This is a genomic window from Phenylobacterium sp. (genome assembly GCF_035475775.1).
GTDB lineage: Bacteria > Pseudomonadota > Alphaproteobacteria > Caulobacterales > Caulobacteraceae > Phenylobacterium.
This window is the reverse complement of sequence record NZ_DATIMC010000132.1, coordinates 1-12,327: the sequence shown is the minus strand read 5'-3', so window position 1 is coordinate 12,327 and position 12,327 is coordinate 1. Positions and strand designations below refer to the sequence as shown.

General features: G+C 70.5%; 11 protein-coding genes. 3 read left to right on the top strand and 8 right to left on the bottom strand.

The features are described 5' to 3' along the window. The 8 genes from VLI41_RS15510 to lptF form a co-directional block, all read right to left on the bottom strand. A partial coding sequence (locus tag VLI41_RS15510; RefSeq protein WP_325268991.1) for a 5-oxoproline transporter, DUF979 family subunit occupies positions 1–185 on the bottom strand: 185 nt, incomplete at its 3' end. After that, positions 182–856, bottom strand: a complete 675-nt coding sequence (locus VLI41_RS15505; protein ID WP_325268990.1) for a DUF969 domain-containing protein — start codon at positions 854–856, stop codon at positions 182–184. The genes VLI41_RS15505 and VLI41_RS15510, both read right to left, overlap by 4 nt. Before the next feature lie 39 nt (positions 857–895). Next, on the bottom strand, positions 896–1,744 hold the full coding sequence (rsmA, locus tag VLI41_RS15500; protein ID WP_325268989.1) for a 16S rRNA (adenine(1518)-N(6)/adenine(1519)-N(6))-dimethyltransferase RsmA: 849 nt from the start codon (positions 1,742–1,744) through the stop codon (positions 896–898). Then, positions 1,741–2,745, bottom strand: coding sequence for a 4-hydroxythreonine-4-phosphate dehydrogenase PdxA (pdxA, locus tag VLI41_RS15495; protein WP_325268988.1), 1,005 nt, complete (start codon positions 2,743–2,745; stop codon positions 1,741–1,743). Before pdxA ends, rsmA begins: the two co-directional genes overlap by 4 nt. Beyond that, positions 2,742–4,118: a peptidylprolyl isomerase gene (locus tag VLI41_RS15490; protein WP_325268987.1), complete on the bottom strand. Its 1,377-nt coding sequence runs from the start codon at positions 4,116–4,118 to the stop codon at positions 2,742–2,744. The genes pdxA and VLI41_RS15490 overlap by 4 nt, the downstream gene beginning before the upstream one ends. A gap of 39 nt (positions 4,119–4,157) precedes the next feature. Continuing rightward, positions 4,158–6,536: an LPS-assembly protein LptD gene (locus VLI41_RS15485; protein ID WP_325268986.1), complete on the bottom strand. Its 2,379-nt coding sequence runs from the start codon at positions 6,534–6,536 to the stop codon at positions 4,158–4,160. A gap of 72 nt (positions 6,537–6,608) precedes the next feature. Next, positions 6,609–7,712, bottom strand: coding sequence for an LptF/LptG family permease (locus VLI41_RS15480; protein ID WP_325268985.1), 1,104 nt, complete (start codon positions 7,710–7,712; stop codon positions 6,609–6,611). Continuing rightward, positions 7,709–8,845, bottom strand: a complete 1,137-nt coding sequence (gene lptF, locus VLI41_RS15475) for an LPS export ABC transporter permease LptF (RefSeq protein ID WP_325268984.1) — start codon at positions 8,843–8,845, stop codon at positions 7,709–7,711. The genes VLI41_RS15480 and lptF overlap by 4 nt, the downstream gene beginning before the upstream one ends. 147 nt (positions 8,846–8,992) lie before the next feature. Between lptF and VLI41_RS15470 the strand changes: the two genes are divergently transcribed. From VLI41_RS15470 to VLI41_RS15460, 3 genes are all read left to right on the top strand, one after another. Beyond that, positions 8,993–10,444, top strand: coding sequence for a leucyl aminopeptidase (locus tag VLI41_RS15470; RefSeq protein WP_325268983.1), 1,452 nt, complete (start codon positions 8,993–8,995; stop codon positions 10,442–10,444). 4 nt (positions 10,445–10,448) lie between these two features. Continuing rightward, positions 10,449–11,114 (top strand): alpha/beta fold hydrolase, encoded by a 666-nt coding sequence (locus VLI41_RS15465; protein ID WP_325268982.1) that lies wholly within the window; start codon positions 10,449–10,451, stop codon positions 11,112–11,114. 228 nt (positions 11,115–11,342) lie between these two features. Further along, a partial coding sequence (locus VLI41_RS15460) for a sodium/proton-translocating pyrophosphatase (protein ID WP_325268981.1) occupies positions 11,343–12,327 on the top strand: 985 nt, incomplete at its 3' end.

Genomic DNA, 12,327 nt, shown 5'->3' with positions numbered 1-12,327 from the left:
CCGAGCACGAGCACGCCGTCGCCCAGATCGCCCAGCCGGTCGCCGGCCAGGAAGCTCAGCGCCACCAGGCCCCAGAAGCCGGCGTTGCCGAAGCGCTTGGGATTTTTCCGATCGGCCGCGCTCAGCACCGCGAAGGCGGCGAACACCAGGCCCGCGAGGATATAGACGACGCCGAGCTTGATCATCCGCCCGCTCCGCCGCGGCGCTTGAGGCGCCGCTGCAGAAGGACAAGCCGCGTCCCGTGGATCAGCAGCGCGGCCAGCGCCGTCGGGATCGCCCACACCGAGAGCTGCAGGGGATCGAGGTTGAGCCCGCTCTGGGCGAGGAAGCCGACCATCAGCAGGATCGAGCCGACGGCGATGAACACGTCCTCGCTGAAGAACAGGGCGATGTTGTCGGTGGCCGCGGCCCAGGCGCGGATGCGCTCGCGCGCCTCGGGGTCGAGCGCGCCGGCGTCCTTCTCGGCCGCGGCCTCGGCCATCGGAGCGACCATCGGGCGGATGCTCTGCGCCTGGCCGGCGATCGAGGTGAGGCCGATGGCGGCGGTGACCTGGCGGAACACCATGTAGCCGATCAGCAGCGGCGCGAACGACAGCCGCCGGAACCGGCCGATCAGCATCCGCGCCCGCTCCTGCAGCCCGGCGCGCTCGGCGACCCCGATCACCGGCAGCACCAGCAGGGCGGCCGAGACGAAGCGGTTGTCGTTGAACGCCTTGCCGAGCGCGGCCAGCACCTGCAGCGGCGGGATGCCGGCCGTCCAGCCGGTGACCAGGGCGGCGGCCACCACCACCAGCAGGGGGTTGAAGCCGGCGGCGAAGCCCAGCACCACGACGGCCACGCCCAGGAGAGTCAGCATGGCGGCTCCTCGACAGCCAGCGGGGCGGGCATTCGAGCCCTATTGCGGCGCTGGGCGCAACCGGTCGCGGCCCGCGAGCCAGGCGTCGGCGAGCCTGAGGAACCCGGCAACGTCGATGGTCTCGGCGCGCGCCCGGGGATCGAGCCCGGCGGCCTGCGCCAGGGCCTCGCCGCCGAGCGGCCTCAGGCTGGCGCGCAGCATCTTGCGCCGCTGACCGAAGCCGGCGGCGGTGACGTGCTGCAGGGCCTCGAGCCGGGCGGGCGACGGCCGGTCGGCCCGCGGCGTGAGCCTCACGACTGCGGAGTCCACCTTCGGCGGCGGGGTGAAGGCGCGGGCCGGAACCTCCATCGCGAGGCGCGCTCGCGCGGTCGCCTGGGCGATCACCGCCAGGCGGCCGTAGGCGGACGAACCGGGCTGGGCGGCGATCCGCTCGGCCACCTCCTTCTGGAACATCAGCGTCAGGGACAGGGGCGTCCAGGGGCCGGTCAGCCACTTGATCAGCAGCGGCGTTCCGACGTTGTAGGGCAGGTTCGAGACCACGTGCGCGGGGCCGCAGGCCAGCGCGGCTTGGTCGACCTTCAGCGCATCGTCCATGATCAACTCGAGCCGATCGCCCGCGACGGAGCCCAGCGCCTCCAGCAGCGGACGGAAGCGGGCGTCCTTCTCGATGGCGACGACCCGGGCGCCGGTTTCCAGCAGGGCGCGGGTGAGGCCGCCGGGGCCGGGACCGACTTCGATCACCACGTCGCCAGGGCCGACCTCGGCCACCCTGGCGATCTTGCGCGTGAGGTTGAGGTCCAGCAGGAAGTGCTGGCCGAAGGCCTTGCGGGCCATCAGCCCGTGCGCCGCCAGCGCCTCGCGCAGCGGCGGGAGGTCGCCGAGGCTCACCCGGCCCGCGTCCGTGCGATCGCCGCGGCCAGGCGGATCGCGGCGATCAGGCTGTCCGGGCGGGCGATCCCGCGGCCGGCGATGTCGAAGCCGGTGCCGTGGTCGGGCGAGGTGCGCACGATCGGCAGCCCCAGGGTGACGTTCACGCCGCCCCAGAAGTCCAGCATCTTCACCGGGATCAGCGCCTGGTCGTGATACATGCACACCACCGCGTCGTAGCGGGCGCGCATCTCGGGCGGGAACAGGGTGTCGGCCGGGTAGGGGCCGCTCGCGTCCACCCCCTCGGCCCGCAGGGCGGCGACGGCGGGGGCGATGATCTCGGCGTCCTCGCGCCCGATCGCGCCGGCTTCGCCGGCATGCGGATTGAGGCCGGCGACGGCCAGGCGGGGCTGGGCCAGGCCGAAATCGCGCCGAAGCGCCTCGGCGGTGACGCGGCCGGCGTGGACGATCCGCGCCACCGACAGCAGTCCCGGGACGCAGGCGATCGGCTCGTGCACCGTGACCAGGGTGGTGCGCAGATCGCCTGCGGTCAGCATCATCACCGGCCCGCGGGCTCCGTCGTAGGGAACCGCCGCGGTGAGCTCGCCCAGGAACTCGGTGTGGCCGGGAAACCTGAATCCCGCCTCGTAGAGCGGGGCCTTGGCGATCGGGGCGGTGACCACGCCGGAGACCGAGCCCGCGAGCGCCAGGCCCACGGCGCGCTCGATCCAGCCGACGATGGACTCGGCGGCGGCTGCGGAGGACTGGCCGGCGACGACCGGCGTCCTGAGCGGCGCGTCGAGCACCGGCAGGGCGTCCGGGAAGCTGCTCGCCGCCTCCTCCGGCCCCAGGATCCGCTTCAGGGCCACGCCGCCCCCCGGCGCGGCGGCGAGCGCGTCGTGGTCGCCGATGACGAAGAAGACCGCGCCCTCGCGCCGCAGCGCGCTCCAGGCCTTGACCGCGATCTCCGGGCCGACGCCCGCCGGATCGCCGAGCGTGAGGGCGAGGGGTTCCGCCGTCACCGGGTCTCGATGGTGGCGGAGCTGCGCAGGTCGCGCATGTAGCGCCGTGAGATCATGCTGAGCTGCTGGCCGTAGAGCCGGTTCTCGATCTCGTCATGGTTGAGCGTCTGCCCGTTCGCGGCGCGGCGGCCGCAGAGCGCCACCAGGTGCAGGCCCACATTGGTGCGGATCGGCTGCGAGACCTGACCGACCTGCAGGTGCTCGGCGGCGTCCTTGAACTGCGGCGCGAGATCGCTGATCTCGGCCTCGCCGAGGTCCCCGGCCACGACACCCGGCGCCTTGGCTGCGACGGATTCCAGGCTGTCGCAGCCCTTGATCTGCGGGCGCAGGGCTTCGAGCTTGGCCGTTGCGGCCTCGATGTCGGCCTGGGTGGCGCTCTGCGGCAGGGCGATGGCCGCCTGCTTGAGGCTGACCAGCGTCTGACCGGCGCCGGAGCGCTTGTCGCGCAGATAGATGATGTAGACGCCGTCCTTGACCGGAATGGGCGCCGACAGCTGGCCCGGGCGCAGCTGCTCTAGCGCGGCGTCGACCTCCGGCGGCATCTCGCCTGGGCTGATCCAACCCGCATCGCCGCCGGCCGCGGCGGTCGGGGAGGCCGAGAACTGCCGGGCGACGGCGGCAAACGGCGCGCCCTGCTGCATCTGGGTCACGAGCTGCTGGGCGCCTTGCATGGCCTGGTTGACGCCGCCGACGCGCGAGGCGTCGATGAACACTTCGCTGACCTCATACTGCGGCTTCGAGGCGTCGGCCTGGAGCATGGTCTGCACCGCCTTGATCTGATCCTCGCCGATCCGCAGGCGGCTGCCGTAGCGGCCGCGGATCCAGTCCCGCCAGCTGATCTGCGCCTTGACCTGCTGCTTCATGGCCTCGGCGCTGACGCCGGCCTTGGCCAGGGCCGCGAGCATCTGCTCCTTGGTGGTGTTGTTCTGCTTGGCCATGGAGTCCAGCTCGGCCTCGACGTCCTGGTCGGTGGCGATGATCTTGAACTTCTGTTCCTTCTCCACCCGCTTGAGTTCCTGCATCTGCAGGTGCTCGTCGATCAGCGAGATCAGCGCCTCGCGCTCGAACTGGGGAAGCGTCTCCTGGGTCGGCTGCACGCCGGAGGTGGCGGCCAGGAGGCGCACGCGCTGGGCGAGGTCATAGGTGGAGATGATGTCGTCGTTGACCACCGCGGCGACCGATTCCGACAGCATCTTGGGTTGCGGAGCGGCGGCGGGCGCGGCTGCGGGAGGCGGCGCGGCTTCGGGCGAGGTCTGCTGGGCTGCAGCCGGGTTCTGCGCCTGGGCCGAGGCGACGAGACCCGCAAGCGCCAGCACGACGGACAGGGTCGCGCTCCGCGCCGCCAAGGCGGTGAGGTTACAGCGGCGCATCATCGATGAAATCATTCCTTCGAGCGGCCGCGGCCGGCTTTCCTATCGGACCGTAAATGGAGACCCCAATGTGGCGAGCGTTAGGCGCAAGGCAATCGAATCCGTCGGCCCCAACCGCCCGATGATGGTGTCTTCCCTCCTGTAGATCACATCTACACGCGTGCAGTCGTCGCGGTAATAGACTCCGATGTCGCGGATCACCCAGGCGTGCTGGATCATGTCGCGGTTGCCGTAGGCGGTGAAGCCCCAGTTCTTGCCGATCGGCACGTCGCCGCCCAGCTCGAAGTTCTCGATCCGCTGGCCGGCCGGGATCACCTGCGAGCCGATCACCGTGGGGCCGAGCACATTGGCGTCGTCGCGCAGGTAGCGGACGAAGCCCGTGCCCCATTTGTTGGTCAGGTTCACGCCGGCTTCCGCCCGATGGACCGAGAGGTCGTCGGAATCCAGCCGGGCGCGGACGAACAGGGAGAGGCCCTTGATCGGCTGGGCGTCGGCCGCGACGATCCAGTCGGATGCGCGGCCTTGCAGTCCGCTGCCGGCCGGGAAGACGCTGTTCCTTTTGTCGCGGAAGCTGCGCCCGACCAGCAGGTTGGCGCGGCGGCCGTCATCCCACAGCACCTCGGCGCGGCCCGCGACATTGAGCCGGATGCCGTCCTCGTAGAGATCGTAGCCCGGGAACTTGTCCGGCCTGAAGAGGGTGGTCTCGTCGAAGTCGAAGGCGACGCTGTCCTCGTCGAGGAAGATCGGCTGGCCCGAGGCGTCGTGGCCGACCACGATCTGCTTGGCCTTGGGCGAGGCGGCGAGCTGCACGACCGGCTCCAGCACGACCGTGTAGTCGGAGAACCGCCGGTAGACCGGATAGGTGACGGTGGCGCCGGCGACGCCGAGCGCGCGCGAGACCTCGCGCGAGGTGGTCTGGGCGCCTGCCCCGGTGAGCATGTCGCTCAGGCTGTAGGCGTCGGCGCGGACATCGACGTAGGGCTCGACGCGCAGGCCGGCGGGCGAGGTGAAGGCCGCTTGCCAGTTGACCTCCCCGGTCACGCGCCGGCTGTCGAGGCCGGGAAGCCGGGCGGCGGGGTCGGTCGGCGATTGGTCGCGGGTGAGCGCCACGGCGCTGCCGGTCACCCGCAGGCGGCCGCCCAGCAGCTGGCTGGGATCGTCGTAGCGGGCCTCGACCAGCGGGGCCACGATCGGGAAGGTGCGGTCGTTGTCGCCGGCCCGAAGGCCCTGGAAGCTCATCGCCGCGATCGAGAAATAGGACTGCGTATCCTGACGCGCGGCGTAGACCTGGCTGATCAGCCGCCGATCGTCCGGGATGTAGGGGCCTCGGGTCAGGTAGACGTCGCCGATCTGGTATTTGTCGAACAGCAGCGGGTCGGAGGTGCGCTCGGCGGTGAAGCCCCAGCGCCAGGTGTCGCTCACCTGGAAGCCGCCGCGACCCAGGATATAGCTGCGGTTGGTGTCGTCGCCGAACTTGTGGCCGTTGCTGTCGAAGTCCCGCTCGTGGGTGTAGCCGAACCGCAGGTCGATATCGCCCGAGTAGAAGCGCTGGCGAATGCGGCCGTTCAGGAACGGACTGACCTTGGTGTTGATCTGGGGGCTGAGGATCAGGTCCGTGTAGGGCGTCAGCGTGAACAGGTAGGGCTGCTCGTAGGAGAAGCCCCGCCGGTTGGAGATCTGGAACTTCGGCCCGAGCAGGCCCGAGACGCGCTCCGCCGTCGGGTCGGCGTGCCAGAAGATCGGGAAATAGAGGATCGGCACGCCGTGCACGAGGATGCGGGCGTGGCGGTAGTAGATGATGCGCCGGGGCTTGTCCTCGACCACGCGCTCGGCGGTGATCGACCAGGTGGGCTTGACCGCGTGGTTGTTGGCGCAGATCGGGCAGGCCGTGTAGATCGCGCGGTTCAGCTCCTGCACGTCCTCGGAGCGGCGGACCGCGGTCGCGCCGGCGAGCTTGATCTCCTGGGCGCCGAATCCCGGGACGGTCTGCGGCATGCGGGCCGCAAAGCCCTGCGCCACGCCGGCCTGCATCTTGTCGTCGAGCACGAGTTGGTCGGCGAATTCCACCGAGCCATCGGCGTTGATGATCTGCACATGACCGAACGCGCGGATGACGCCTTCCTGGCCGTCAGGTCCCTCCTGGTAGACGACCCGGTCGGCCCGCAGCGTGCGGCCCTGGTAGCGGACCTCCACCGATCCCTGTGCGGTGGTGGTCTTGTTCTGGTCGTCCCGGACGACCTGGTCGGCCTCCATGTAGAGCTCGCCAGGCTGCAGGCCGTCGGGGGCGGGAGCCGTCGGGGGCGGCGGTCGCGGTGGCCGCTGGGCCAGGGCGGGGCCCGCGCCGATCGCCGCGATCGCCGCGCCGGCGAGCAGCGCACGCTGGGCGGCAGCAAAGGGCGAGCGCCGGCGCAATCTGATCAAGCTCTCGGACCCCTGTTCCGACGCCGACGGCGGAAGCCCGGCTATGGATGCATAGCCGGAGGGGCTCAGGATTCAACCGTCTTCGGTGAAGAACAGCAGGCTGAGGCCGGAGAGCAACGCCACAACTGGCGGCGCCCAGGCGGCGGCGAACAGCGGGATGATGTCGGCGCGGGCCAGCGCCCCGGCGAACTGGTTGAAGAAGAACAGCACGAAACCCAAGGCGACGCCGGCGCCGGCGAGGCCCGCCAGACCGCCCAGCCGGGCCAGCCGGAGCGAGAAGGCGGCCGCCAGCACCGCCATGGCGGCATACAGCAGCGGCGTGGCCAGGAGTTGCCAGAACCGCAGCCGATAGCCGGCCGCCGAGAATCCCGCCTGTTCGGTCAGCCGGATGGCGTCGGGCAGGCGCAAGAACGAAATGGCCTCCGGCGAGGCGAACCGCTCCATCGCCGCCTCCGCATCGAGGCTGGAGCGGATGGAGAGCGTGTCGGAGTGGACCGAGCTTTCCCCCGCGGTGGCTTCGCGGACGTCGCGAAGCTGCCAGAAGCCCGGCATCAGCCGCGCCTCGCTGGCTTCGATGCGTTGCTTGAACTCCGGCGCCCCGGTCGTGTTCTTTTGATAGATGTAGAGCGAGACGCCGCGCAGCCGCACGAAGCCCTGGACCGTGTCGCGGGCCCGCGCGTGGATCACGATCTGGGTGCGGTCGTCGCCTTGCCGCAGCCAGACGTCCTGCGGGATGTCGCCGAGATAGTTCTGCATCAGGCGCGCCCGCTCGATCTCAAAGCGGGCGCTGAGCGCCGAGGCGACCGGATTGAGCACGATGATGGCCGCCAGTCCGATCGCGAACGCTGCGGCGGCGGAGGGCAGGATGAAGCGCCAGGCGGAGACGCCGGCCGCGCGCATGGCGACCAGTTCGCTGCGCCGATTGAGGCCGACGTAGGCGCCGATGCCGCCGAACAGGAACACGAAGGGCAGCAAGACAAGCGCCAGGGAAGGGCCCCTGAGGATCGAGAGCCAGAAGATCTCGCCCACGCCCACGTCGGTGCGGATGCCCACCGTGCGCGACAGGTCGACGAACTCGACGAGTAGAATGACCGCCGTGATCACGGCGAGCGCGGCGCCGACGCCGCCCAGCACCCGCCCCAGCACATACCGCTCTATGCGGCCGATCCCGGTCATGCGGCCGCCGGCGCCATGCCGGCGCGAGCCGTCCGGCGCGCGGCCAAGGGGCCGGCGCGGCGGCGGAAGACGCTGCGCAGCGCAATCGCCGCGGCGGCCACGGGCACGGCGTATTGCAGCACGTTCAGCCACACGCTGCTCTCGCAGGCGGCCTGCACGATGAAACCCAGGATCCGCACGCCGGCGGCGGCGGCCGAGGTGACGGCGATCCGGCGTCCATAGCCCAGGCGCGAGAAGCCGCCGCCGATGATCGCCGACAGCGCCATGGCCGTGAATGCGATGTTGTAGAGCGGCGTGGCGAGGCGGGCGTTCCCCTCGGCGAGCAGGCCCTTGCGGTTGCGCCGCTCCCAGTCCTGCGTCAGGTCGGGGAAGAACAGCTCGTGCAGGTAGCGGTCCGAAGGCTTGTAGTGGACGAGCTCGTCGGTGTTGGCGAGCGGGGCCAGGTCGAAGGCGTATTCATCGAAGGTGAGGTAGTTCAGCACGCCGTTGTTGGAGAAGGCCTGGGTCGAACCGTTCTTCAGGATCAGCACCGGCCGTCCGAGCCGCTTGGCCAGATGGCCGCGGTCGGCCATGTAGGTCGTGGCCGTGCCGTCGGACTTGCTCTGGTGGATGAACAGGTTGCGGAAGTCGCCGTTCGCGTCGACGTTCTGGGCGTAGACCGTGAGCCCCGGCGCTGGCTCCGTGAACTCGCCTTCGCGGACCAGGGTCGAGGCGAGGTCGGTCCTCACCTGGAACAGCTCCTCGCGCATGGCGCGCGACGCGGCCGGCTGGACGAAAAGGTTCATCAGCAGGGCGAGAAAAGCGATCGTCGCGGCCAGCCGCATGGCCGGCGAGATCACGCGCCAGCGGCTCATTCCGCCGGCGAAACAGACCACGATCTCCTGCTCGGTGTGCAGCCGGTTGAGCGCCACCAGGGCCGCCACGAACACCGCGATCGGCAGCACCAGGTTGATCAGCTGCGGCATCGCCAGCAGCGTCACCTTCAGGAACACCAGCGCGCTCTGCCGCTGCTCCACCATCAGGTCGAGGGCCGAAAGGCTCTGGCTGAGCAGCGCCACGGCGGTCAGCGCAAGCGCCGCCAGCACAGTCGGCCCGAGCAGCTGGCGCAGAAGATATCTATCGATCAGCCGCATGATCAGAAAATGGGCGAAAGCCGGAGGATTTGCCGCGCCGCGGCCGCGAAGCTGTTCTAAATCACGCGTCGCCGCCCCGCACAACCGGCGCAAGGTCACGCCGCGGGAGCGGCCTGACGCCGCTCAACAAGCTCCGGAAGACACCTGATGGAAATCCAGTTCGTCGCGGCCGACGCCGCCTTGCCGCCGAATAGCGCGCTCGCCCGGATCGTGTACGAGGGTCCGGGCCTGGAGGGCCAGCTCGCGCGCGCAGCGGCCGCCAGCCGATTCACCGGCGCCAAGGGCCAGACCCTGGACATCCTGGCCCCCGAAGGCATGGCGGCGCAGCGGCTCGTTCTGGTGGGGGCCGGCAAGGTCGAGGCCTTCGACCCCGTGGGCGCGGAGCATGCGGCCGCCTCGGCCTACCACGCCGTGAAGGCCTCTGGGCTGGAGGCGCTCCGGGTCGAGCTGCCGACGAACGATCCGCAACTCGCCGCCCGCGCCGCGCTGGGCGTTCGCCTGGCCAGCTACCGTTTCGACAAATACCGCACCAAGGAGCCGCCGGAGAGAAAGCCGGCGATCGTGCTGACCCAGGTGGCGGGCGCCGACGCGGACGCGGCGCTGGCCGCCTTCCCGCCGCTGGCTGCGCTCGCCGATGCGATCGCCTTCACGCGCGACCTGGTCTCCGAGCCGGCCAACGTTCTCTATCCGGTCGAGTTCGCCCGACGCGTGAAGGAGCTGGAGAGCCTGGGCCTGGAGGTGGAGATCCTCGGCGAGGACGCCATGCGGGCGCTCGGCATGGGCTCGCTGCTCGGCGTAGGTCAGGGCAGCGTGCGCGAGAGCCAGCTCGCAATCATCCGCTGGAACGGCGCCGCGGACGCGAAGGCGCAGCCGGTCGCCTTCATCGGCAAGGGCGTCTGCTTCGACAGCGGCGGGATCTCCATCAAGCCCGCCGAGAACATGGAGGACATGAAGTGGGACATGGGCGGGGCCGGCGCCGTCACCGGCCTGATGCACGTGCTCGCCGGCCGGAAGGCCAAGGTGAACGCGATCGGCATCCTCGGGCTGGTTGAGAACATGCCCGACGGCGCCGCCCAGCGGCCGGGCGACGTGGTGACCTCCATGTCCGGCCAGACCATCGAGGTGATCAACACCGACGCCGAGGGCCGGCTCGTGCTGGCCGACGCCGTCTGGTACTGCCAGGACCGCTTCAAGCCGAAGTTCATGGTGGACCTCGCCACCCTCACCGGGGCGATCATCGTGGCCCTAGGCCATGACTACGCCGGCCTGTTCTCCAACAACGACGAGCTCTCGGGGAACCTGCTGGCGGCCTCGGCCGCGGAGGGCGAGCCCCTGTGGCGGCTGCCGCTGCCGGACCAGTACAACCGCCAGATCGACTCCATGATCGCCGACGTGAAGAACACCGGCGGTCGGCCGGGCGGCTCGATCACCGCGGCGCTGTTCATCCAGAAGTTCGTCAACGGCGTGCCGTGGGCGCACCTGGATATCGCCTCCACCGCCTGGAAGAAGCCGTCGAGCGTGCCGACGATCCCGGACGGGGCGACGGGCTTCGGCGTGCGGCTGCTGAACCGCATGGTGGCCGACAAGTACGAGGGCTGAGGCCGTGCCCCGGTTCGTCCTGCTGCCGAGCCCGGTGCTCGGGCCGTACAGCTGGCGGGCCGTGGCGGAGGCGCTGGGCGGGCAGGTGCTCGCCCTGCCGCGGCTCTCAAGTCTGGGCGGGAGCTACTACGAGCAACTGGCCGAGGCGGCGGCGGCGCAGATCGCGCCGGGCGAACCGGCGGTGCTCGTCGCGCACAGCGGGGCCGGGGCCCTGGTCCCGGCGGTGGCGGCGCGACGCGCGCTGGCCGGTGCGATCTTGGTGGACGCCATCCTGCCGCACCCGGGGCGGAGCTGGTTCGACACCGCGCCCGCCGAGTTGCGCCATCACCTACGCTCCGGCGCGCGGGATGGCCGGCTGCCGGCCTGGGACGAATGGTGGCCGCCCGGCGCGCTGGAGAGGCTCGTGCCCGACGAAGCCGCGCGGGAGGCCCTGATCGCGGAACTGGAGCCGATCCCGGTCGCCTGGTTCGAGGAGGTCGCGCCCGCGGGTGAGTCGCCCGAGCGGTCGGCCTATCTGAAGCTCAGCGAGGCCTATGAGGACGAGGCGCGCGCAGCCAACCGGCTGGGTTGGCCCCTGGTGCGCCTGCCGCTCAACCACCTTGCGCCGGTGAGCCAGCCCACGGCGGTGGCGTCGGCGATCACGGGCCTGGCGGAGCGCCTGTCAGCTTAGTGGCCTCTCCAGAGCCGCCCTCGGGAGAGGGCTAAAAAAATGCCGTTCTCACAGGCGGTTGCGTGGCAGAGCCATCTTTGGCACTTTCGCGCCGCCTTGTTCGGGGCGCGTTTTTGAGTCCGCGCCTCTAAAATCGGGGAAAACACGGGGCTGGGCTGAGACCGGAGGCCGCCAGAGGCGGCGCAGACCGGTTCGCCCGTCGCGCAATCGGAGAGGGACGCGCAAGATATGAGTCTAACGCTTACGCTGGTGATCGCAGCCGGGCTGCTCGCGGTGCTTTACGGCATCGTGCAGTCCAGCGCGCTGCTTCGGGCCTCGCCCGGCAACGCGCGCATGCAGGAGATCGCCGCCGCCATCCAGGAAGGCGCGACCGCCTACCTGCGCCGGCAATACATGACCATCGCGATCGTGGGCGTCGTCGTCCTGGTGATCGCCTGGGCCCTGATCGGGCCGCTGGCCGCGGTCGGCTTCCTGATCGGCGCCGTCCTCTCGGGCGCGGCGGGCTTCGCCGGCATGCTGATCTCGGTGCGCGCCAACGTGCGCACCGCGCAGGCGGCGTCGGAGGGTCTTGAGAAGGGCCTCTCCATGGCGTTCCGCTCGGGCGCGGTGACCGGCATGCTGGTGGCGGGCTTCGCCCTCCTCGGCGTCTCGGTCTACTACTACGTCCTGACCGGTCCGCTCGGCCTCGAGAACACCTCGCGCGACGTGATCGACAGCCTGGTCGCCCTGGGCTTCGGCGCCTCGCTGATCTCCATCTTCGCCCGTCTCGGCGGCGGCATCTTCACCAAGGGCGCCGACGTGGGCGGCGACATGGTGGGCAAGGTCGAGGCTGGGATCCCGGAAGACGATCCCCGCAACGCCGCCACCATCGCCGACAACGTGGGCGACAACGTCGGCGACTGCGCCGGCATGGCCGCCGACCTGTTCGAGACCTATGCGGTGACCACGGTCGCCACCATGGTCCTGGCGGCGATCTTCTTCGGCGGCTCGGCGCTGCTGGGCAACATCATGCTGCTGCCGCTGGCCATCTGCGGCGTCTGCATCATTACCTCCATCATCGGCGCCTTCTTCGTGCGGATGGGCAAGAGCCGCAACATCATGGGCGCGCTCTACCAGGGCCTGCTCGTCTGCGGCGGGCTGTCGGTGATCGGCGTGGGCGCGACCATCTGGTACCTGGTGCCCGACGCGGTGACCATCGGCGACAAGAGCGTCG

Coding starts and splice junctions, on each gene's coding strand:
- VLI41_RS15470 (WP_325268983.1), top strand. CDS start 8,993: ATGGAAATCCAGTTCGTCGCGGCCGACGCCGCCTTGCCGCCGAATAGC.
- VLI41_RS15490 (WP_325268987.1), bottom strand. CDS start 4,118: ATGATGCGCCGCTGTAACCTCACCGCCTTGGCGGCGCGGAGCGCGACC.
- VLI41_RS15480 (WP_325268985.1), bottom strand. CDS start 7,712: ATGACCGGGATCGGCCGCATAGAGCGGTATGTGCTGGGGCGGGTGCTG.
- lptF (WP_325268984.1), bottom strand. CDS start 8,845: ATGCGGCTGATCGATAGATATCTTCTGCGCCAGCTGCTCGGGCCGACT.
- VLI41_RS15505 (WP_325268990.1), bottom strand. CDS start 856: ATGCTGACTCTCCTGGGCGTGGCCGTCGTGGTGCTGGGCTTCGCCGCC.